Annotated in this window: 16 protein-coding genes and 1 pseudogene; 14 read left to right on the forward strand and 3 right to left on the reverse strand. The window is 73.9% G+C overall.

Features of this window, described 5'->3' with window-relative positions; genetic code table 11:
• Positions 1-75: 75 nt before the first annotated feature.
• Positions 76-6,246 carry a phospholipase A2 gene (locus IF43_RS43595; RefSeq protein ID WP_267884805.1) on the forward strand — a complete coding sequence of 2,057 codons (6,171 nt, stop codon included), beginning with the start codon at positions 76-78 and terminating at the stop codon, positions 6,244-6,246.
• A gap of 208 nt (positions 6,247-6,454) precedes the next feature.
• Positions 6,455-7,234, forward strand: coding sequence for a hypothetical protein (locus IF43_RS0128370; protein WP_051796341.1), 780 nt, complete (start codon positions 6,455-6,457; stop codon positions 7,232-7,234).
• Positions 7,235-7,305: 71 nt separating this feature from the next.
• Here the strand turns inward: IF43_RS0128370 and IF43_RS0128375 are convergent, their stop codons facing one another.
• Positions 7,306-8,601 (reverse strand): YncE family protein, encoded by a 1,296-nt coding sequence (locus IF43_RS0128375; RefSeq protein WP_030206891.1) that lies wholly within the window; start codon positions 8,599-8,601, stop codon positions 7,306-7,308.
• Between the two features lie 250 nt (positions 8,602-8,851).
• Here IF43_RS0128375 and IF43_RS0128380 point away from each other — a divergent pair, with 250 nt between their 5' ends.
• Complete coding sequence (locus tag IF43_RS0128380) at positions 8,852-9,235, forward strand: cell division protein SepF (RefSeq protein WP_030206895.1); 384 nt, start codon at positions 8,852-8,854, stop codon at positions 9,233-9,235.
• A gap of 73 nt (positions 9,236-9,308) precedes the next feature.
• Here the strand turns inward: IF43_RS0128380 and IF43_RS0128385 are convergent, their stop codons facing one another.
• Positions 9,309-9,863 (reverse strand): YbaK/EbsC family protein, encoded by a 555-nt coding sequence (locus IF43_RS0128385; protein ID WP_030206898.1) that lies wholly within the window; start codon positions 9,861-9,863, stop codon positions 9,309-9,311.
• A 103-nt stretch (positions 9,864-9,966) separates the two neighbouring features.
• Between IF43_RS0128385 and IF43_RS42230 the strand changes: the two genes are divergently transcribed.
• The 5 genes from IF43_RS42230 to IF43_RS0128410 all read left to right on the forward strand — a co-directional run bounded on the left by IF43_RS42230 (position 9,967) and on the right by IF43_RS0128410 (position 12,989).
• The gene (locus tag IF43_RS42230; protein WP_030206904.1) at positions 9,967-10,275 is read left to right on the forward strand and encodes a DUF6400 family protein; all 309 of its coding nucleotides are present in this window, start codon (positions 9,967-9,969) and stop codon (positions 10,273-10,275) included.
• Positions 10,262-10,531, forward strand: a complete 270-nt coding sequence (locus IF43_RS0128395; protein WP_030206906.1) for a hypothetical protein — start codon at positions 10,262-10,264, stop codon at positions 10,529-10,531. The genes IF43_RS42230 and IF43_RS0128395 overlap by 14 nt, the downstream gene beginning before the upstream one ends.
• 98 nt (positions 10,532-10,629) lie before the next feature.
• Complete coding sequence (locus tag IF43_RS0128400) at positions 10,630-11,922, forward strand: AAA family ATPase (protein WP_037890412.1); 1,293 nt, start codon at positions 10,630-10,632, stop codon at positions 11,920-11,922.
• A gap of 65 nt (positions 11,923-11,987) precedes the next feature.
• On the forward strand, positions 11,988-12,332 hold the full coding sequence (locus tag IF43_RS0128405; RefSeq protein WP_030206908.1) for a nucleotide pyrophosphohydrolase: 345 nt from the start codon (positions 11,988-11,990) through the stop codon (positions 12,330-12,332).
• A 150-nt stretch (positions 12,333-12,482) separates the two neighbouring features.
• Entirely contained in the window at positions 12,483-12,989 is a 507-nt protein-coding gene (locus tag IF43_RS0128410; RefSeq protein ID WP_037890415.1) for a DUF6099 family protein, read from the forward strand.
• A 25-nt stretch (positions 12,990-13,014) separates the two neighbouring features.
• On the opposite strand, the gene IF43_RS0128415 is transcribed toward IF43_RS0128410, so the two are convergent.
• Entirely contained in the window at positions 13,015-13,251 is a 237-nt protein-coding gene (locus IF43_RS0128415; protein WP_030206912.1) for a hypothetical protein, read from the reverse strand.
• Between the two features lie 204 nt (positions 13,252-13,455).
• Between IF43_RS0128415 and IF43_RS0128420 the strand changes: the two are divergent.
• From IF43_RS0128420 to IF43_RS0128445, 6 genes and pseudogenes are all read left to right on the forward strand, one after another.
• Positions 13,456-14,388, forward strand: a pseudogene (locus tag IF43_RS0128420) (LLM class F420-dependent oxidoreductase); the annotation flags it as partial.
• A 119-nt stretch (positions 14,389-14,507) separates the two neighbouring features.
• Positions 14,508-15,419, forward strand: coding sequence for a homocysteine S-methyltransferase (gene mmuM, locus IF43_RS0128425; RefSeq protein ID WP_030206916.1), 912 nt, complete (start codon positions 14,508-14,510; stop codon positions 15,417-15,419).
• Positions 15,420-15,531: 112 nt separating this feature from the next.
• Positions 15,532-17,082 carry a 3' terminal RNA ribose 2'-O-methyltransferase Hen1 gene (locus IF43_RS0128430; protein WP_078910524.1) on the forward strand — a complete coding sequence of 517 codons (1,551 nt, stop codon included), beginning with the start codon at positions 15,532-15,534 and terminating at the stop codon, positions 17,080-17,082.
• Positions 17,079-19,649, forward strand: coding sequence for a polynucleotide kinase-phosphatase (locus tag IF43_RS0128435; RefSeq protein ID WP_030206924.1), 2,571 nt, complete (start codon positions 17,079-17,081; stop codon positions 19,647-19,649). The genes IF43_RS0128430 and IF43_RS0128435 overlap by 4 nt, the downstream gene beginning before the upstream one ends.
• A 257-nt stretch (positions 19,650-19,906) precedes the next feature.
• Positions 19,907-20,410, forward strand: coding sequence for a hypothetical protein (locus tag IF43_RS0128440; protein WP_030206926.1), 504 nt, complete (start codon positions 19,907-19,909; stop codon positions 20,408-20,410).
• A gap of 93 nt (positions 20,411-20,503) precedes the next feature.
• On the forward strand, positions 20,504-21,733 hold the full coding sequence (locus tag IF43_RS0128445; RefSeq protein ID WP_030206928.1) for an arginine deiminase: 1,230 nt from the start codon (positions 20,504-20,506) through the stop codon (positions 21,731-21,733).
• Positions 21,734-21,762 lie beyond the last annotated feature (29 nt).

Here is a 21,762-nt window from a genome sequence, read left to right on the forward strand (position 1 = left end):
GACGCTCCGTCGACGCAGCGCCGCCGCGGCAGTCATCCCCCGTAACAGTGAGGTACGTTCCGCATGCCATCCGACATGCCCCCCTCCCCGACGCACGACGACATAGCGGACGCGTCCGAGAGAAGATCCCTCCCCACGGCCCGCCGCCGCCACATGTGGCAGGCCGCCGCGATCGCCGTCCTGATGGTGGCCGACGGCGGCGGCATCGCACTGGCCAGCACCCCGCAGGCCGCGCCGAACGTCGTACGCCCGGCCGCCAGGCCGAAGACCCTCGGACCGGCCGAGGCGCCCAACGCCGCCTCCGCCCGCCTGATGGCCAAGGTGCAGAAGCGCCGCATCGAGATCCTCGCCGAGCGCACCGACTCCACCAGCACCTTCGCCAACCCGGACGGGACGACCACCCTCGAGTCGTTCACCGGTCCGATCCGCGCCAAGGACGAGCACGGCAACTGGGCGCCGATCGACATGACGCTCGTCCCCGAGGGCGGGAAGATCCAGCCCAGGCAGGCCGCCGCCGACGTCGAACTGTCCGACGGCGGTACCGGCGAGCCGCTGGCCGCGGTCGACAAGGGCAAGCACTCGCTGGGCGTCGCGTGGGAGGGCAAGCTCCCCAAGCCCAAGCTCCACGGCCCGACCGCCACGTACGAGAACGCCGTCCCCGGCGGCGACCTGGTCGTCACCGCCCTCAAGGAGGGCTTCACCCACAACGTCGTCCTGCGCGAGCGCCCCAAGGCCCCGGTCGAGTACCGGCTGCCCATCGAGGCGGACGGTCTGACCCTCAAGGAGACCGCCGACAAGCGGCTGCGCTGGGACGACACGAAGAACAAGGCGAAGGCCACCGCGCCCGCGCCCGTCATGTGGGGCGCCGCGATCGACAAGGGCTCCGGCGAGCCCGAGAAGATCGCCAACGTCGACGTGGAGATCGAGACGGGCAAGGACGGCAAGCAGGTCCTCGTCCTCAAGCCGAGCGCCGCGTTCCTCAACGACCCGAACGTGAAGTACCCGGTGACGATCGACCCGACCGACTCCCTCATGGGGCCGATCACCGACACCTGGATCCAGTACGACGACTACCTCACCTCGCAGCGCGGCTCCACCGAGCTGAAGGCGGGCACGTACGACGGCGTCCAGAAGGCCCGCTCGTTCCTGCAGTTCAACGTGGACAAGTACAAGGGCAAGCAGATCCTCGACGCGAAGCTGCGCATGTACTCGTACTACTCGTCGACCTGCAACACCGCCAACGCCGGCGTCCAGGTCCGCCGCGTCACGGCCGCCTGGGACCCGTCCGCCATCACCTGGGCCAACCAGCCCGCCACCACGGCCACCGGCGCCGCCACCATCAAGGACGCCAAGGGCTACAGCTCCTCCTGCCCGGCGGGCTCCAGCACCTGGGACATCGACGCCATCGCCCAGTCGTGGGCCGACGGCCAGGCCAACTACGGCCTGCGCGTGGCCTCCGCCGACGAGGCCGACCCGCTGACCTGGCGCCGCTACCGCAGCGCCAACTACGTGGACGGCTCGCACAACGCCACGTACGAGCCCTCGCTGACGATCAACTACAACACCAAGCCGGGCGCGGCCACCCCGGTCTCCCCGCTCTCGGGATCGTCGACCAACGACACCACCCCGACCCTCACGGGCAAGGCCACCGACCCGGACGGCAACACCGTCCAGCTCTCGTACGAGATCTGGGCCGCCAACGGCACCGCCGCGCTGCAGACCGGCAAGTCGGCCTACACGGCCTCCGGTTCCAACGCCCCCTGGACACCCACCACCGCCCTCGCCCCGGGCAGCTACAAGTGGCGCGCAGCCGTCTACGACGGCAACGTCTGGAACGGCACCTGGTCCGCCTGGCAGACCTTCACCGTCGACACCACCAAGCCGAGCACGACCGCGGTCGGCTCCACCGCCTTCCCGGCCGGCCAGTGGTCCGGCACCGCCAACTCCAACGGCGACTTCTCGGGCAACTTCACCTTCACCCCGCCCTCCAGCGACGTGAAGGACATCCAGTACAAGCTCGACTCGGGCACCTGGACCACCGCCGCCACCACCGGCGCCGCGGTCACCAAGTCCCTGACCTTCCGGGCCGGCAAGCACGTCCTGACCGTGCACACCCGCGACGCGGCGGGCAACGTCTCCGCCGACGTCACGTACACCTTCTACGCCGGCTCCGGCGCCGCCCTGCTGGCCCCGGCCGAAGGTGACCGCCCCGCCAGCCGCACCGCGCTGCTGGCCCAGGCCAAGCCCACCGACACCGGCGTGCGCTACCAGTACCGCCGCGGTGAGACCGACGCCTGGAAGGACGTGCCCGTCGCGGACGTCCGGATCGCCGCCACCGGGGCCACCCCGACCGCCTGGCCGGTCGCCGTCACCGGCGGCACCGTCCCCGAGCTGAGCTGGAACATCACCCAGACGCTCGCCGCCGACGGACCGGTCGACGTCCGCGCCGTCGTCACTGACGGCAGCTCCACGGACTACTCGCCGGCCAACACCGTCACCGTGGACCGCGCCGCCGGCGCCGCCCCCGACCTCCCGGTCGGCCCGGGCGACGTCAACGCCCTCACCGGCGACCTCACCCTGGCCGAGTCCGACGCCACGGTGTTCGGCATGTCCGTCACCCGCGCCGCCTCCTCGCGCCGCCCGGCCCTGGGCGCCGCCCAGGCCGGCCAGGCCGCGATCTTCGGCCCGGAGTGGGCGAGCGGCACCGAACTCGCCGCCACCGAGAGCAACTGGGCCACCGTCCAGGAGCCCGCCGCGGGCCTGGTCACCGTCACCGACGGCGAGGGCAAGCAGACCGGCTTCACGGCCACCACCGGCGGCGGCTTCAAGCCCGAGCCCGGTGCGGAGGGACTGGTGCTCAGCAAGGGCGCCGACGGCTCGTACACCCTGAAGGACACGAAGGGCGTCACCAGCACCTTCACCAAGGCCACCGGCACCTCCGCCTGGCAGCTGTCCGCCACCGCCCGTCCCACCGACGACCCGGCCAACCCGAGCACCTTCCTGGTCTCCACGGTCGTCACCGAGAACGGCAAGCAGGTCGCCCGCCCGAAGTACCTGGTGGCCCGCACCAGCGCCGTCACCATCGACGTCTGCAAGGTCACGCCGTCCACCAAGGGCTGCCGCGTCCTGGAGTACGTGTACGCGGCCGGCACCACCGCGACGGACTCCGCCCTCGGCGACTACGCGGGCCGCGTCCAGGGCATCCGACTCTGGGCCACCAACCCCGGCGCCGCCGCCGCGACCGCGACCGACATCGCCTCGTACCAGTACGACAAGGACGGCCGCCTGCGCGAGGTGTGGGACCCGCGGGTCTCCCCGGCGCAGAAGAAGACCTACGACTACGACGCGGCCGGCCGCGTCGTGAAGTACGGCGAGCCCGGCATCCTGCCCTGGACCCTCACCTACGGCAAGGTCGGCACCTCCCCGGTCTCCGGCGACGGCATGCTGCTCAAGGCCTCCCACCCGACCCTGACCCAGGGCTCGAAGACCGAGACCAACGGCACCGCCGCCACCAGCGTCGTCTACGGCGTCCCGCTGAGCGGAGCGAAGGCCCCGTACGCCATGGGCGCCACCGACGTGGCGGCCTGGAGCCAGAGCGACGTCCCCACCGACGCCACCGCCCTCTTCCCGGCCGACCAGGTCCCGTCCGCCAACGACGGTGACGCGCTCGCCGCCGGCGACTACAAGCGGGCCGTGGTCACCTACACCAACGCCTCCGGCCGCCAGGTCAACACCGCGCAGCCCGGCGGGTTCGTCTCCACCACCGAGCACGACGCCTTCGGCAACGAGGTCCGCGAGCTGACCGCGGCCAACCGCGCCCTCGCCCTGGGCACGTCGCCCGGCGCCGCCCAGACCCTGGACGCGCTGAACATCTCCGAGCTGGGCACCGCCGAGCGCTCCGACATGCTCTCCTCGGTCAGCGTCTACAGCGCCGACGGCGTCGACGAGCTCGACACCCTCAGCCCGCTGAAGCTGACCGGTCTCGCGGCCGGCCTCGCGGCCACCGCCGACCTCCCGGCCGTCGCGGCCGGCACCGAGGTGGCGGCCCGCGAGCACACCCGCACGGCCTACGACGAGGGCCGTCCCACCGACGGCAGCGCCAAGGCCGCGCACCTGGAGACCAAGAAGAGCACCGGCATCGTGGTCACCGGCTACCCGGAGGCCGAGGTGCGCACCCTGGCCACCGGCTACGACTGGGCCAAGGGCCTGCCCACCTCCAAGACCGACGACCCGTCCGGCCTCGCCCTGAAGCGGACCACCGGCTACGACGGCCAGGGCCGCCCGACGCTGTCGACCGTCCCGGCCTCCGACGGCACCGACGCCTCCGCCAGCACCACGGTCTACTGGACCGCGGGTGGCACCGGTGACTGCTCCGGCCGACCGGAGTGGGCCGACCTCGTCTGCAAGACCGCCCCGGTCGCCAAGGTCACCGGCGCCAACGGCAACCCCGACGAGCTCCCGACCGTCGTGACCGAGTACGACCGCCACGGCCAGGTCGCCAAGCGCACCGAGACCGCCAACGGCTCCTCGCAGGTCATCACCACGACCTTCGACGCCGCCGGCCGCCCCGTGACCAACTCGGTCTCCGGACCGGGCGCGGCGGTGCAGACCTCCACCACCACCTACGACCCGGCCAACGGCCAGGTCGCCAAGGTCGCCACCGCCGACGGCGCGGTGACCACCGAGTTCGACGCGCTCGGCCGCGTGAGCACGTACACCGACGCCGAGGGCGCCACGACCAGCACCGAGTACGACGCGCTGGACCGCACCGTCAAGACGGTCGGCTCCGCCCCGTACACCACCACCTACGAGTACGACACGAACGCCGAGCCGCGCGGCCTGGCGACCAAGGTGACCGACTCCGGCGCCGGCGTCTTCACCAACAAGTACGACGCCGACGGCAACACGGTCGAGCAGACCCTGCCCGGCGGGGTCACGATGCGCCAGACCAACGCGCCCGGCGGCGAGACGGTCAACCGCACCTACACCCTGGCCGGCCAGACCGAGCCCTTCTTCGCCAGCGCCGGCAGCACCTCGGTGCACGGCCAGCTGCTGAACCGCTCGGGCCTGTCGGTCTCCGCCAACACCTATGACGCCGGCGGCCGGCTGGTGACGCAGAGGACCGAGGCCCAGGACGGCTCCGGCACCTGCGCGGTGTACAGCTACACCTACGACGCCAACGGCAGCAAGAAGACCGAGGCCTCGGCCACCGGCACCACCGACACCGGCTGCCCGACCTCCGCGGGCGCGGCCACCAGCCACGCCTACGACTCGGCCGGCCGGATCGTCGACGCGGGCTACCAGTACGACGCCCGCGGCCGCCTGACCGCCAGCCCCGACGGCCTGTCGTCGACGTACTTCGCCAACGACCGGCTGCAGAGCCAGACCGCCGGCACCCGCCGGCAGACCTGGACGCTCGACCCGCTGGGCCGCAAGCGCGGCGCCCTGATCGAGACCAACAGCGGCGGCACCTGGGCCTCGGTGGAGACCCAGAAGTTCCACTACGACAGCAGCGACCAGCTCGTCTGGACGCAGAGCGGCACCGCCGTCACCCGCACCCTGATCACCGACGTCGCCGACCTCAACGGCCTCGCGGCGATCGACGCGGACGGCACGGTCACCATCTCGCTCAACGAGGCGAGCGACGACGGCCAGATCCAGTACACCCCGGCCACCGGTGAGTTCCTGGTGCGCGACAGCATCGGCGACCTGACCGTCGGCACCAACCCCGCCGACCAGATCACCGGCCAGGAGTCCGTCGGCGCGGGCAGCCTGCTCTCCTCCTGCCCCGGTTGCAGTGCGGCCCCGCTGTCGGCCCCGACGGCCATGACCTCCTACAGCGCCAGCCGCTCCAAGGCCTCGAAGACCGACACCTGGCTCTTCCACAAGAGCCTGTGGACGTTCAAGAAGGAGAAGCAGAAGAGGCACCACCACGACGGCCTGATCTGGAAGGACAACGGCTGCTCGGCCCCCTGGCTGGTGAAGGTCTCCAGCGCGATCGTCTACTACTACAGCTCCGAGTTCCGCTGGCCCTGCGCCCGCCACGACTTCGGCTACCGGAACTACCAGGACCAGCACCGGAAGAAGCGGAAGTACAAGGACCGGATCGACACCAACTTCAAGAAGGACATGAAGAAGTACATCTGCGAGCCGAAGAACATCTTCACGGAGCAGCCCTGCAAGGGCGCCGCGGAGGGCTTCTACTACGCGGTCCACTGGTTCGGTGACGACGCCTTCGGGATCTGATCGGAACGGGATCCGGACCACCGCTCCTGAAGAGCGGTGACCGACTCCGAGAGGGGCCGGCGGGAACGACCACAGCGGTCCGTTCCCGCCGGCCCCGCCGCCGTATCCGCGCCGTGTGCGCCCACCGCCCCGGCCGCCTCACCTCTGACACCCCTGGCCCTGCGTCACCCCCGCCTCACCCCCGCCTCGCCCCCGCGGAGAAGACCCGATGAACGCCTCCAAGCCCGCCGCCCTGACCGCCCTGCCGGCCGCGGTCCTCGCCGCCGGCGCGTACCTGCTCCTCATGCCCTGGGACCCGCGCGCCGAGGTGCCGGCCGGGCCCGGTGCCATCACCCTGACGTCCGGACACACCGTCTGGGGAGTCGCCCTGTTCGCGCTGGTGCTGGCCGTCCTGGCGGCCGCCGTGGGCCGCTTCACCGCCCGCCCGGCGGCTGCCATGGCCGGGGTCGGCGGCACCCCCGCCGCCCTCCTCCTGGCCTCGTACCTCACCCACCGGCCCGCGCCGGACGGCTTCGCCGGACTCTGGTCCGTCGACTGGCTGTTCACGGCCGCCCTGATGGTCGCGGGCACGGGACTGGTCGCCTACCTGGCCCGCCGTGACCGCACCCCCGAGCTGATGCTGTCCGGCTTCCGCGACGCGCTGCTGCCCGTCGCCGCCGTCGCGGCCGCCGGCCTGGCCGCCTTCTTCGCCCAGGCCGTGGCCGAGCACGGCGCGGCCGCGGCCCGTACCGCCGCCGCCGTACTCGCCCTGGCCCTCGGCCACGGACTCGGCTGGGCGCTGCGCGCCGCCGGCCGGCGGGCGACGTCCACCGCGGCGCTGGCCGGCGGCGGCGTGGTGCTGATCGCCGCGGTCGACAGCGCCGCCGTCCCGCTGTGGGGCTGGACCGCCCCCGACCTGCTCGCGTGGGCCGTGGCCGGCGGCGCGTTCGTCCTGGGGGCCGCCCTGGCCCACGCCGTCCACCCGGCCCGGCCCGCCACCCCTCACTGAGGCGGGGCCGCCGCGCACGGCGGCCCCGCAGCGGTGTCCCCGGCGGTCCTCCCGGAGGGGGCGGCAGGCCCCTACCGCGCCGCCGGCCCGGTCCAGCCGACCGGTATCCGGCCCAGCCGGACGCGCTGCGGATGGTCGCCCACCGGGACGGAGACGGTCGGCCGGCCGGTGGCGAAGTCGATGGCCGTGACCCGGTCGGAGCCGCTCTCGGAGATCACGCAGGACCTGCCGTCGCCGCTGACGGTCGCCCAGTACGGCTTGTCGGCCGGCACCAGCGGTCCCTCGGCGAGGGTGGCCCGGTCGACGACGGTGGCGTACTCGTCCATCGTCCCGGCCACGCACAGTTTCGTGCCCTCGGGGTTCATCGCGAGGCCGTGGTGGCGCGAGTCGTTGACCCAGGTGGTGCGGTCCTCGCTGGTGGCCGGGTTCTTGGGAAGCGTCTTGATCTTGGTGATCCGGTCGGCGGCCACGTCGTACTCGACGAAGCCGTTGAAGAACGACAGCTGGAAGTACAGCTTCGACCAGTCGGGCGTGAAGGCCACCGGCCGCACGGCGTCGGAGAGGTCGGAGCGCCCGGCCGCGTCCAGCCGCTGGCGCATGTCGATCACCTTGACCGGCTTGTACGTCTGCGCGTCCACCACCGTGATGCGCCGGTCGCCCTTCGTCCAGTCCAGCCACGACGCGTCGAGGGCGCTGGTGACGTCGCCGATGGACATGTTCCAGAGGTAGCGGCCGCCCTCGGTGTAGACGTTCTCGTGCGGCTTGTCGCCGGTGGCGAACGAGCCCACCTGGCGGCCGGTGCGGATGTCCAGCACGTGCACGGTGCCGGCGGTGGAGGCGGACACCGCGACCTTGGTGCCGTCGGGGGAGACGGCCATGTGGTCGGCCCGGTAGCCGGCCACCGGGAAGCGCCAGTTGAGCCGCCCCGTGGCCAGGTCGAGGGAGACCACGTCCGCGAAGCTGGGCCGGGAGACGACCAGCGCGGTGCCGTCCGGGGTGGCGTACATGTCGTCGGCGAACTGGTCGTGGCCCTCGCCCGCGGTGCCGCGGATGCCCAGGAAGTAGCCGAGCTTGACGGGGTTGAGGTAGATCTCGCGGAGCCGTTCGTCCTTGTCCGGTATCACGTTGATCCGGCCGATCCGGGCGAGGTCGCCGGAGGAGGCCAGGACGTCGGCGGTGCCGTCCCAGTTGTTGCCGACGAAGAGCACCTCGCGCAGGCCGTCGGCGGCCGCGGCCGCCGACGGCCGGGCGGCGCCGGCGCCGGGGGCCGGGTCGGGGGCGGACCGGGCGTACGAGGTGCCGGGGACGGCGACCGTCAGGGCCGCCAGGGCGGTGAGCGCGGCGAGCGGCGCGGTGGCGGCGGGCACTCCGCGCGATCGTCGGGACTTTCGCGAACGGCCGTATTCTGTAAGGGAGTTGGTCTTCGAACCGGGGCGCACGGAGGGCTCCTCACGCGTGGGGGGTCCATTACCTGCCGGTAAGGTACTGACCCGTCAGTTCCGTGGCCAGACCTTCGCGCGCCTCCGCAACGCATTCGTCCGTGTCGGTGTTGGGCTGATCGGGTGAAACGCGAGAGGATGTGGGGATGCACATGAATGGCGGGGCCGAGGTGGTCCGGTGAGCAGGTACGACGTCACCGACGAACAGTGGGAGGGGCTGGCCCAGGTCGTCCCCCTGCGCAGCCGCAACGAATGGCCGTCGCGGGTCGACCACCGGACGATCCCGCGCGAGCAGATCGAACGGCAGCGCCGGTTCGTCGTCCTGCGGGTCCAGGTCTTCGCGGACGCGCGCGAGGTGGCCGAGTACCTGATCGCGCAGATCCCCGTGCTCCTCGACCTCACGGGCGCCGACACCGAGGTCGCCAAGCGCATCCTCGACTTCAGCAGCGGTGTCGTCTTCGGCCTCGGCAGCGGCATGCACCGCGTCGACCGCAACGTCTTCCTGCTGGCGCCCGTCGGCACCGAGGTCGAGGGCATCGCCGCCGCCATCCCGCACCCCTGACCGCTCCCACCGCCCGCCCGCGTACGCCCCGCCCCGTGCGGGGCGTACGCATGTCGGGGCACGGGCGCAGCGCTCAGGAGGCGAGGCCCTCGACCAGCTCCGCGCCGGGGAGCTCGGTGAAGAGCTTGCCCGGGACGATCAGCTTGCCGCGGCGGCGGCCGCTGCCGATCAGCACCCACGGCATGTCCGCCACCGTCGCGTCCACCAGGACCCGCCAGTCCGCCGGGAGCCCGATCGGCGTGATGCCGCCGTACTCCATGCCGCTGAGCTCCACCGCGGTGTCCATCGAGGCGAAGGAGACCTTGCGGGCGCCGAGCAGGCGGCGGACGGTGCCGTTGACGTCGGCGCGGGCGGCGGCGGGGACCAGGCAGGCGGCGAGGGTGGTCTCGCCGCCGCGCTTGGCCGCGACGACCACGCAGTTCGCGGAGGCGGTCATGAGGTCCTGGCCGTAGTGCTCGACGAAGGCCGCGGTGTCGGCCTTCGCCGGGTCGGTGTCCACGTAGACCATCTCGTCGGCCGGCACCGTGCCGCGCCAGGCGCGGACGGCGGCGGCGACGGGCCCGTTGAGCTCGTCGAGGCAGTCGGGGGCGGGGCGGGCGTTGTCGAAATTTCCGATGGGTGCGCGCATGGGGCCCATCGTGCACCAGCGGGCCCCCGCGACGCAGGGCTACGTGTGACTCCGCGCACCCTCCCTTGACCGGAAAAGGAAGGTTTGCCTAAGTTCCTGTTGCATGACCCCCCACGACCCGATACCCGAGCCGCCCTCCCGCCCCGGCGACGGCCCCGGCAGGACGCCCGAGGGCCCCGGCGCGACGTTCGGCTTCGACGTCGACTTCACCGCCCACGAGATCGAGCGGCGCGCCCAGGTCCTCGCCGCGATCGGCGCGGCCTGGGACCCGGTCGAGGTGCTGCGCGGCGAGGAGCAGGCGTACGACCTCCTGTACTCCGGCCTCGACGCCGAGCAGCAGCGCCTGTACGAGGACCTGGTCGCGGCCGGCGTGCTGCCGCGCCGCTCCGGCGGTGGCCATGCTGCCCCTTGACCCGCAGGCCGACCCCGGCCGCCGCGCCTGGGTCGCCTGCCCCGGGTGTGACGACGCCCGGGAGTGCGAGCCGTGCGGGGCGGGGCGGAACTGCGGCACCCACTGGCGCTACCTGCTGACGAACACCGGCAGCCTGCTCCACCTCCAGTGCCCGGCGTGCACGCACGTGTGGGTGCACGAGAGCGGCTTCGGCGCGAGCCGGTCCATCCCCGACCAGCGCTCGCGGGCCCGCGCCGACCTCGGGGACCCCTTCTAGTTCCAGGTCCGGTGCGGGTGGCTCCGGTAGTCCGTTCGTAGGAAGGCGCCGGGGGCGGAACGGTTCGGCGCGCCGGCGGCTGCGTAGCGTCACGGCGCATGGACGCCACCCCTCTCCGCCTCCGCCCGGCTGCCGCGCCGTCCCCGGATCGCCCGGTCGCTGCGCCGTTCCCGGATCGCCCGGCTGCCGCGCCGTTCCCGGAACACCCGGTCGCTGCGCCGTCCCCGGAACAACCTGACGCCGGGCCGTCCGCGGAGCACCCGGACGCCGGTCCGGCCCGTCCCGCCGTCACCGAGCTGCGGCTGTCGGCCTACAAGCGCCACCGCGGGGCCGCCTTCCCGCTCGGGCCCGTCACCCTCTTCGCCGGCGCCAGCGGCACGGGGAAGTCCACCGCCCTGGAGGCCTACGCCCGGCTCGCCGCCCTCGCCTGCGGACGGACGCTCGCCGAGGCCTTCCCCGACGCGCCCGACTGCGTCCCCGACCGCGCCGTGGCCGACGCCCAGGGCCGGCGCGGCTTTCGCATCGGCTGCACGGTCGACGGTCCCGTCGGCCCGGTCCGCCTCGACCTCGCCGTCCAGGCCGACCCCGAGCTGCGGGTCGTGGGCGAACGGCTGGTGGCGGCCGGGCAGACCCTGCTCACCACCGCGCTGACCGACCCCCGGCGCCCCAGCCTGCAGGCGGCCTGGCTCACCGGAGGCACCGCGCACGTCACCCGCGCCCCGCTCCCCGACGACCGGCTCGGCACGGCCCTGCTCCCGCTGCGCGTCGCCGGCAGCACCGCCGGCCAGCGCACGGTGCTGGCCGCCGCCGAACAGGTCGTGGTGGCCCTGCGCGCCGTCTTCGCCTGCGATCCGCAGCCGCACCGGATGCGGGCCCCCGCGGCCCCCGGCACCGGACTGCTGCGCGCCGGCTGCGACAACCTGGCCGAGGTCCTGCGCCGGACCCGCGACGAGTGCGCCACCCGGCACGCCGCACTCGTCCGGGCCGCCCGCACGGGCTGCGCCGGCCCGGTGGCCGACCTCCGCGCCCGGACCCTGGCCGACGGGCGGGTCACGGCGGAACTCGGGCGCGGCGGGGTCCTCCCGGGTACCCCGCTCGGCCGGCTGGGCGAGGGCGAGCTGCGGTTCCTGGCCCTGGCCCTGGTGCTGCTGACCGGGCCCGGCGTGCTGGCCGTCGACCCGGCGGCGGAACTGCTGCCCGCGCGCCAGGCGCTGGCGGTCCTGGCCGACGGGTTGGACCGGGGCCTCGACGGCAGGCAGACCGCCGAGCTGCTGAGGCTGGCCCTGCTCTCCTGCGGTCGCGGGCACGTCCGGCTCGCGGGAGCCGTGGGGGAGGACGGGGCGGGGGCCCGCGGACTGGCCGGGGTGTCGGTGGTAGACCTGGTGGCGTGAGCGCATCGGAGAAGTCACAGGGGCGAGCGGGACGGGCGGCGAAGCCGGGGGACGCGGGCGACGCGGTGGGGGCGGGCGGTGCCGTCACGCTCGAGTCACTGCAGGCGCGGCTCGTCGAGTTCGCCGCCGCGCGGTCCTGGGAGCCGTTCCACACCCCGAAGAACCTGGCCGTGGCGCTGAGCGTCGAGGCCTCGGAGCTGGTCGAGATCTTCCAGTGGCTGACGCCGGAGGAGTCGGCCCGGGTGATGGACGACCCGGAGGCCGCGCACCGGGTCGGGGACGAGGTCGCGGACGTGCTGGCGTACCTGCTGCAGTTCTGCGCGGTGCTCGGGGTGGACCCGTTGTCAGCCCTGTCTGCCAAGATCGACCGCAACGAAACGCGCTTCCCGCGGCCAGGAGCCACGCCGTGAGGACCTGATTGTCACTCTTCGGAGTGATGGACTTGTCCACAACCGTGAGAGTGTCCACAGATTTCCGAATACCCCTGGCTTTACGGGTCCATTGCCCTCACGCTGGGTAGTGGCTAAGCAGCAAGATGTCGTACGGACGGGGGACGGCATATGGATGCGGTACGGCTCATCGCGGCCGGCCGTCACGCTCTGGCACAGAGCCGGACGGTGGGGGACACGGTGGTGGAGGCCTGGCAGGCCCAGGCGCTCGCCCAGACGATGGGAAGCTGGTTGGCGGTCACGGGGCCGCCGGAGCTGAGAACGGAGGCGCGGGGCCTCGGCGAAGCGGGTGGCAGGGGCTGCGGCGTGCTGGACCGGCAGGCCCTGGGACTCGACGCCAGAGCGGACACGGTGCCCAGATCGGCGCAGCTGTCGGCGCTGGGTGACCTGCGGCAGGCCCTGCTGGGCCTGGGCGCGCTCCTCGGGGAGGTCGGCATAGCCCTCGTGTCGGTCGCGTGCGCCACCGACGACGAAGGGCTGTACTGGCACTGCATCGAGGCGATCGACGCGGCCGACGAGTCCAGCGACCGGGTCCGGGCCATACTGCGCAGGCTCACGGACCGGGAGCGGGGCAGCAGCTCCGGTGCCGCCCGGGACTCGACGGCGGGCGCCGGCTGAACCGGCGGTCGGCCGGACGGAGGGGTCAGAAGGAGCGACGGGAGGGCAGCTCGCCCTCGGCGTCGTGACTCAGCGCCACCGGCTCGGGGCGACGCTCCGCGGAGGTCTGGAGATCGGCGTCGAGCTGCGAAAGGTCCGCGTTCAGAGCGGCCATCAGCTCTTCCATCTGCTGCAGCAGGCCCTTCGGCGCCCCGGACTGGGCGGGCACCGTCTCCTCCTGCTCGGCCTGTCCGGTGTGCTGCGGCACGTGTTCCTGGGACATGGCGGTCTCCTCGGCCCGGGCCCTTCCGCGGGGGAAGGGGGCGGTGAACGCACCGGCGGCGGCCGCCGGCGCGCGGGCCGGGCGGTCCGGCTCCGACCGGGCCAACGATCTCCCCGGGCCCCGGTCACTGGCTCGGACGGGCGCGGAATGCCTGGTTGACGCAGATTCACCCAGCCGGGGTGCCGGCGGGGCAGGATGGGAGGTATGGATCTTCGCATCTTCACGGAACCCCAGCAGGGCGCCGACTACGACACGCTCCTGCGGGTCGCCAAGGCCACCGAGGACCTCGGCTTCGACGCCTTCTTCCGGTCCGACCACTACCTGCGCATGGGGGCCGACCAGGTGCCCGGCGACGGGGAGGAGCCACCCGGCATGCCCGGCCCCACCGACGCGTGGATCACACTGGCGGGACTGGCCCGGGAGACCAGCCGGATCCGCCTGGGCACCCTCATGACCGCGGGGACCTTCCGCCTCCCCGGCATCCTGGCCATCCAGGCCGCCCAGGTCGACAGGATGTCGGGCGGGCGGGTCGAACTCGGCCTGGGCGCGGGCTGGTTCGAGCGCGAGCACCAGGCGTACGGGATCCCCTTCCCGAAGGAGCGGTTCGACCGCCTGGAGGAGCAGCTGGCCATCGTCACCGGGCTGTGGGAGACGAAGGTCGGGGACACGTTCGACTTCGACGGCACCTACTACCGGCTCACCGACTCGCCGGCACTGCCCAAGCCCGCCCAGGCGAAGGTGCCCGTGCTGGTCGGCGGCCACGGGGCCCGCCGCACCCCCCGGCTGGCCGCCCGGTACGCCGACGAGTTCAACATCCCGTTCGCCTCGGTGGCCGACACGGAGCGGCAGTTCGGCCGGGTGCGCGAGGCCGCGGCGGCGGCCGGGCGCGCGCCGGGGGACCTGGTGTACTCCAACGCCCTGGTGGTGTGCGTCGGCAGGGACGACGCCGAGGTGGCCCGGCGCGCCGCAGTCATCGGCCGGGAAGTCGAAGAGCTCAAGGCCAACGGCCTCGCCGGCACGCCCGACGAGGTGCTCACGAAGATCGCCGGCTACCGCGCCGTCGGCTCCCAGCGCATCTACCTCCAGGTGCTCGACCTGCACGACCTCGACCACCTGGAGCTGATCGCCGACCGGATCATGCCGCACCTCGGCGGCCCGACCCGGGCGGGCACCCTGGGGGGACCCTGGGTGTCCTCCGGACCCGGCGAGGGGCCCGGTGGCGGCCGGGCGGCCGGCACCGGCGGCCCGCAGGGCTGATGGCGCGCGCGGGCACGCCGCTCGCCGAGGCGCTGGCCGTGCGGCCGGTGCTCCTCGACGGGGGCCTCAGCAACCAGCTCACCGACCAGGGCTGCGACCTGTCCGGCGGCCTGTGGTCCGCCCGCGTGCTCGCCGAGGCGCCCGCACAGGTCGCGGCGGCCCACGCCGCCTACGTCCGTGCGGGCGCCGAGGTGCTCATCACCGCCAGCTACCAGGTGTCGTACGAGGAGTTCGGCCGCCGGGGCCGCGGCCGCGACCAGGTCAGCGCGCTCCTGCGGCGCAGCGTCGAGCTCGCCGACCGGGCCACCGGGGCGGCCGGGCCGGAGCGCGACGTGTGGGTGGCCGCGTCCGTGGGACCGTACGGGGCGGTCCTCGCCGACGGCTCCGAGTACCGCGGCCAGTACGGGCTCGGCGCGCGGGAGCTCGCGGCCTTCCACGCCCCCCGCATCGAGGCCCTGCGCTCCGCCGGGCCGGACGTCCTGGCGCTGGAGACGATCCCGGACGCCGACGAGGCCGCCGTCCTGCTGGAGCTGCTCGCCGGCACCGGCGCCGCGGCCTGGCTCTCGTACACGGTCGAGGGCGGCCGCACCCGTGCCGGGCAGCCGCTCGACCGGGCCTTCGCCCTGGCCGCCGAGGTCCCGGAGGTGATCGCCGTCGGGGTCAACTGCTGCGACCCGGCCGAGGTGGCCGACGCCGTACGGACGGCCGCCGACGCCACCGGCAAGCCGGTGGTCGCCTACCCCAACGACGGTTCCGTGTGGGACGCCGCCACCGGCGTCTGGCACGCCCCCGCCGCGCCCGCCCCCTGGCCGGTGTCCGCCTGGCGCCGCGCGGGGGCCCGCCTCATCGGGGGCTGCTGCCGGGTCACCCCGGACGACATCGCCGCCCTGGCCCCCCGCCTGAGGCCCTGACCGCCCGCCCCGCGCTCCCGACCGCCCGCCCGCCCCGCCGTACGCGCGGCCGAGCCGGCCGACCACGGAAAATGCGTGGTCAGGGGGTGGGGGCGCGGGAATACTCGGACGGGTGTTCCTGACCATCACCACCACCGGTACCCACGACCGCCCCGCGACCGACCTCGGCTTCCTGCTGCACAAGCATCCGGACAAGGCCCAGGTCTTCCGGACGGCGCAAGGCAACGCGCACGTCTTCTATCCCGAGGCGGGCACGGAGCGCTGCACGGCAGCGCTGCTGCTGGACGTGGACCCCGTGGCGCTGGTGCGACGGGGCCGGGGCAAGGGCCGGGGCGGCGCGCCGGACGCGGCCCTCGCGCAGTACGTCAACGACCGCCCGTACGCCGCGTCCTCGCTGCTCGCCGTCGCGCTCGGCGGGGTGTTCTCCAGCGCGCTCAAGGGCCGCTGCCCGGCCCGCCCCGAGCTCCCGGAGCAGCCGCGGGAGCTCCGCGTCGAGATCCCGGTGCTGCCCGCCCGGGGCGGGGCCGCGCTGGTGCACCGCCTCTTCGCCCCGCTCGGCTGGCGCACCGTCGTCGCGGAGCCCGTCGCACTGGACGCCGCCTTCCCCGAGTGGGGCGACTCCCGGTACGTACGGCTCGTCCTGGAGGGCGAGCTGCGGCTGGCCGACGCCCTGAACCACCTCTACGTCCTGCTGCCGGTGCTCGACGACGCCAAGCACTACTGGGTCGCCCCCGACGAGGTCGACAAGCTGCTGCGGGCCGGTGACGGCTGGCTGGCCGACCACCCCGAGCACCCGCTCATCACCGCCCGGTTCCTGTCCCGCCGCTGGGGCCTGACCCGGCAGGCGATGGAGCGGCTCGAACTGGTCCGGCTGGCGGAGGCCGACGGCACGGTCGTCGAGGAGCTCGACAACGCCGTGGACGAGACCCACGACACCGAGGACCGGCCGGTCCCGCTGGCCGCGCAGCGCCGCACCGCCCTCCTCGCCGCCCTGCGCGCGGCCGGTGCCCAGCGGGTGCTGGACCTCGGCTGCGGGCAGGGCCAGCTGGTCCAGGAGCTGCTGAAGGACCCGGCGTTCACGGAGATCGTGGGCGTGGACGTGTCCGTGCGCGCCCTGACCGCGGCCGCCCGCCGGCTGCGACTGGACCGCATGGGCGAGCGGCAGAGCTCGCGCGTCACGCTGCGCCAGGGCTCCCTGACGTACACCGACAAGGGGCTGACGGGCTACGACGCGGCCGTGCTCAGCGAGGTGATCGAACACCTGGACCTGCCGCGGCTGCCCGCCCTCGAGTACGCCGTCTTCGGCGCGGCCCGACCCCGTACCGTGCTCGTGACCACCCCGAACGTGGAGTACAACGTGCGGTGGGAGAGCCTGCCCGCCGGGCACGCCCGGCACGGCGACCACCGCTTCGAGTGGACCCGGGAGGAGTTCCGCTCCTGGGCCCGGTCCGTCGCGGAGCGGTACGGGTACGGGGTCGCCTTCGAGGCCGTCGGCACCGACGACCCGGAAGTGGGACCGCCCACCCAGATGGCCGTGTTCTCGCTCACCGCGCCCACGGACCACCCGGCCACCGGCACCACCGGCACCACCGGCACCCCCGGCGCCCCCGAGACCACCGCCAACACGCCCGCCACCACCCCGAAGGAGGAGAGGGCCGTATGACCACCGCACCCGACACCACCACCGCACCGGCCGCCGCCGTGCGGCGCCCGCTGCCCGTGACCGACCTCTCCCTCGTCGTGCTGATCGGCGCCACCGGCTCGGGCAAGTCCACCTTCGCCCGCCGCCACTTCAAGCCCACCGAGGTGATCTCCTCCGACTACTGCCGGGGCCTGGTCGCCGACGACGAGAACGACCAGAGCGCGAGCAAGGACGCCTTCGACGTCCTGCACTACATCGCCGGCAAGCGCCTGGCCGCCGGCCGGCTGACGGTGGTCGACGCCACCAACGTCCAGCCCGAGGCACGGCGCCAGCTCGTGCAGCTGGCCCGCGCCCACGACGTGCTGCCCATCGCCGTCGTCCTGGACCTGCCGGAGGACGTCTGCGCGGCCCGCAACGCCGCCCGGCCCGACCGGGCCGGCATGCCCCGCCACGTCATCACCCGCCACCGCCGCGAACTGCGCCGCTCCCTGCGCGGCCTGGAGCGCGAGGGCTTCCGCAAGGTGCACGTGCTGCGCTCCGTCGCGGAGGTCGACGCGGCCGAGGTCGTCCTGGAGCGGCGCTTCAACGACCTGCGCCACCTCACCGGCCCCTTCGACATCGTCGGGGACGTCCACGGGTGCGCCGCCGAGCTGGAGACCCTGCTGACCCGGCTCGGCTACGAGGACGGCGTCCACCCCGAGGGGCGCACCGCCGTGTTCGTCGGCGACCTGGTCGACCGCGGGCCCGACAGCCCCGCCGTGCTGCGCCGCGTCATGGGCATGGTGAAGTCCGGCAACGCCCTGTGCGTGCCCGGCAACCACGAGAACAAGCTCGGCCGGTACCTCGACGGCCGCAAGGTGCAGCTCACCCACGGCCTCGCCGAGACCGTCGAGCAGCTCGGCCGGGAGGACGAGGCGTTCGTCGCCGAGGTGCGGGAGTTCATCGCCTCGCTCGTCAGCCACTACGTCCTCGACGGCGGCGACCTGGTGGTCTGCCACGCCGGGCTGCCCGAGAAGTACCACGGCCGCACCTCCGGCCGGGTCCGCTCGCACGCCCTCTACGGCGACACCACCGGGGAGACCGACGCCTTCGGGCTGCCGGTCCGCTACCCGTGGGCCGAGGAGTACCGGGGCCGGGCGGTCGTGGTGTACGGGCACACGCCCGTACCGAACACCTCCTGGGTCAACAACACCATCTGCCTGGACACCGGTTGCGTGTTCGGCGGGAAGATGACGGCGCTGCGCTGGCCGGAGCGCGAGCTGGTCGACGTACCCGCCGAGAAGGTCTGGTACGAGCCCGTCAAGCCGCTGGCCTCGCAGGCGCCCGGCGGCCACGAGGGCCGGCCGCTGGACCTGGCCGACGTGCACGGGCGCCGGCTCGTGGAGACCCGGCACCAGGGCAACGTCACGGTCCGCGAGGAGAACGCGGCCGCCGCGCTGGAGGTCATGAGCCGGTTCGCGGTCGACCCGCGGCTGGTGCCGTACCTCCCGCCGACCATGGCCCCGACCGCCACCTCCAAGGAGGAGGGCTACCTGGAGCACCCGGCCGAGGCCTTCGCCCACTACCGGGCCGAGGGCGTCGAGCGGGTCGTGTGCGAGGAGAAGCACATGGGCTCGCGTGCGGTGGCCCTGGTGTGCCGCGACGCGGACGTCGCCCGGAAGCGGTTCGGGGTCGAGGGCCCGACCGGCTCGCTGTACACCCGCACCGGGCGGCCGTTCTTCGACGACCCGGCCGTCACCGAGGAGGTGCTGGACCGGCTGCGGGCCGCGATCGGCGGCGCCGCCCTGTGGGACGAGCTCGGCACGGACTGGCTGCTGCTCGACGGCGAGCTGCTGCCCTGGTCGCTGAAGGCCGGAGGCCTGCTGCGCAGCCAGTACGCGGCGGTCGGCGCGGCCTCGGGGGCGGTGTTCCCCGGCGCGCTCGCCGCGCTGGAGGCGGCCGCGGCCCGCGGGGTGGACACCGGGGAACTGCTCGCCCGGCAGCGGGAGCGGGCCGCCGACGCGGCCGCGTTCACCGAGGCGTACCGGCGCTACTGCTGGAGCACCGAGGGGCTCGAGGGCGTGCGGTTCGCGCCGTTCCAGCTGCTCGCCGCGGCGGGGCGCAGCCTCGCGACCGAGGTCCCGCACGACACCCAGCTGGCCTGGCTGGACCGGCTGGTGGCGCACGACCCGACCGGGCTGGTGCGCGCCACCCGGCGGCTGGTCGTCGACACCGGCGACGAGGCGTCCGTACGGGCCGGCACCGACTGGTGGCTGGAGCTGACCGGCGACGGCGGTGAGGGCATGGTCGTCAAGCCGCTGGCCGCGTACGCCCGGGACGCCAAGGGGCGCCTGGTCCAGCCGGGCGTGAAGGTGCGCGGCCGCGAGTACCTGCGGATCATCTACGGTCCCGAGTACACGCGCCCGGAGAACCTGGAGCGGCTGCGCGAGCGGTTCCTCGGGCACAAGCGCTCCCTCGCGCTGCGCGAGTACGCGCTCGGGCTGGAGGCGCTGGACCGGCTGGCGGCGGGGGAGCCGCTGTGGCGGGTGCACGAGGCCGTGTTCGCCGTGCTCGCGCTCGAGTCGGAGCCGGTCGACCCGCGGCTCTGAGCGGGTCCGCCGCGCGGCTCCGGGGACGCGTTCGAGCCGCGGCTCCGGGGCCGGGCGGGGGCGCGGCTCCGGGCCGTGGCTCCGGGCCGTGGCTCCAGCTGCCGGAGGCGGCCCCGGACGCTCCGGCGCGCCCGCCGGTTCCCCCGCACCACCCCGTCGCGTTACGGCAGACGAGTGAAGTTTTCGGGGAATCGGCGGGTGGGCTCGTTCTTCCAGGGCAGCGGAGTGTCCGCGATCCTGGAAGAACGGAACGCAGTATGAAGATGACCGCGCGCGGAAGCATCGCGGCGCTCGTGACGTGTGTGGCCTCGGCCGTGGGCGTGTCGCCCGCACTGGCCGCCGGCAGCGTCCCGGTCGACGTGCCCCTGGAGGCCCTCGAGGTGCCGCTGGGCATGAAGACCCCCCACCTCGCGACCGGCCTGCCCCTGCTCACCCCCGGTGTCCCGGACGGCCCGCGCCACCACACCGGGGAGCTGCTGCCCAACCCGGTCCTCCCCATGGTCCCGCTCGCCGGCGAGCTGGGCACGACCGACGCCTCCTCCCCGCTGCCGAGCCTGCTGGGCACCGGCAAGGACGGCGTGGCGCAGGTGGCCTCGCCCGCCTCGGACGTGGCGGCCAAGACCCCTGGCGCGGTCCTCGGCGCCCCCGTCGCGGAGCCGGGCGCCGAGCACTTCGGCCTGCCCGAGCTCGCGCTGCCGAAGTTCGGGATCCTCGCGCCGACCCTGCAGGGCGACCCCGGCGCGGCCCTGGGCGTGCGCTGAGGCCGGACCCCCTCGGGCCCGGAGGTCCCGGCGGCCCACCGCCTTCGGCCGACACGCGGCCAAAAGGCCGCCCGGTCTGCGACCGTGGGAGGCATGGGATTCCATGTCGACTCCGAGACCGGGCGGCTGCGCCGCGTCATCCTCCACCGGCCGGACCTGGAACTGAAGCGGCTCACCCCGACCAACAAGAACGCCCTCCTCTTCGACGACGTGCTCTGGGTGCGCCGGGCCCGCCAGGAGCACGACGGGTTCGCCGACGTGCTGCGCGACCGCGGTGTGGCGGTGCACCTCTTCGGCGACCTGCTGTGCGAGGTGCTGTCCGTACCGGAGGCCCGGCACCTGGTGCTGGACCGGGTCTTCGACGAGAAGGAGTTCGGCCCGCTGGCCACCGACCACCTGCGGGCCGCGTTCGACGAACTGCCCGACGCGGAGCTTGCCGAGGCGCTGGTCGGCGGGATGACCAAGCGCGAGTACCTGGAGCGGCACGGCGAGCCGGTGTCGGTCCGCTTCCACGCCCTCGACCTCGACGGCTTCCTGCTCGGGCCGCTCCCCAATCACCTCTTCACCCGCGACACCTCCGCCTGGATCTACGACGGGGTGTCCATCAACGCGATGCGCTGGCCCGCGCGGCAGCGCGAGACCGTGCACTTCGAGGCGATCTACAAGCACCACCCCCTCTTCACGGCCTCCGGTGCCTTCCACTACTGGTCCCAGGGGCAGGCCGACTACCCCTCCACCATCGAGGGCGGCGACGTCCTCGTCATCGGCAACGGCGCGGTGCTGATCGGCATGAGCGAGCGCACCACCCCGCAGGCCGTGGAGATGCTCGCGCGCGGTTTGTTCGCCGCCGGGTCGGCCCGCACGATCGTGGCGCTCGACATGCCCAAGTCCCGGGCGTTCATGCACCTGGACACGGTGATGACGATGGTGGACGGAGATACGTTCACTCAGTACGCGGGTCTGGGGATGCTCCGCTCGTACACCATCGAGCCGGGTGCCGCCGAGAGCGAACTGAAGGTGACCGACCACGCGCCGGAGCACATGCACCGGGCCATCGCGGCGGCGCTCGGGCTGGACGGGATCCGGGTGTTCACAGCGCGCCAGGACGTGCACTCGGCGGAGCGCGAGCAGTGGGACGACGGGTGCAACGTGCTGGCCGTCGAGCCGGGCGTGGTGGTGGCGTACGAGCGGAACGTCACCACCAACACCCACCTGCGCAAGGAGGGCATCGAGGTGATCGAGATCCCCGGGAGCGAGCTGGGCCGGGGCCGGGGCGGCCCGCGCTGCATGAGCTGCCCGGTCGAGCGGGACCCGGTGGCCTAGTAGCCGGGCGGGGTGGGGGTGGGGTGGGG

Origin of the sequence: Streptomyces sp. NRRL S-87 (assembly GCF_000719335.1) — a bacterium.
Taxonomy (GTDB): Bacteria; Actinomycetota; Actinomycetes; order Streptomycetales; family Streptomycetaceae; genus Streptomyces.

Coding starts and splice junctions, on each gene's coding strand:
- IF43_RS0128415 (WP_030206912.1), bottom strand. CDS start 13,251: ATGTCCCAGGAACACGTGCCGCAGCACACCGGACAGGCCGAGCAGGAG.
- IF43_RS0128410 (WP_037890415.1), top strand. CDS start 12,483: ATGGATGCGGTACGGCTCATCGCGGCCGGCCGTCACGCTCTGGCACAG.
- IF43_RS0128435 (WP_030206924.1), top strand. CDS start 17,079: ATGACCACCGCACCCGACACCACCACCGCACCGGCCGCCGCCGTGCGG.
- IF43_RS0128440 (WP_030206926.1), top strand. CDS start 19,907: ATGAAGATGACCGCGCGCGGAAGCATCGCGGCGCTCGTGACGTGTGTG.
- IF43_RS0128385 (WP_030206898.1), bottom strand. CDS start 9,863: ATGCGCGCACCCATCGGAAATTTCGACAACGCCCGCCCCGCCCCCGAC.
- IF43_RS0128370 (WP_051796341.1), top strand. CDS start 6,455: ATGAACGCCTCCAAGCCCGCCGCCCTGACCGCCCTGCCGGCCGCGGTC.
- IF43_RS0128395 (WP_030206906.1), top strand. CDS start 10,262: ATGCTGCCCCTTGACCCGCAGGCCGACCCCGGCCGCCGCGCCTGGGTC.
- mmuM (WP_030206916.1), top strand. CDS start 14,508: ATGGCGCGCGCGGGCACGCCGCTCGCCGAGGCGCTGGCCGTGCGGCCG.
- IF43_RS43595 (WP_267884805.1), top strand. CDS start 76: ATGCCCCCCTCCCCGACGCACGACGACATAGCGGACGCGTCCGAGAGA.
- IF43_RS0128445 (WP_030206928.1), top strand. CDS start 20,504: ATGGGATTCCATGTCGACTCCGAGACCGGGCGGCTGCGCCGCGTCATC.
- IF43_RS42230 (WP_030206904.1), top strand. CDS start 9,967: ATGACCCCCCACGACCCGATACCCGAGCCGCCCTCCCGCCCCGGCGAC.
- IF43_RS0128400 (WP_037890412.1), top strand. CDS start 10,630: ATGGACGCCACCCCTCTCCGCCTCCGCCCGGCTGCCGCGCCGTCCCCG.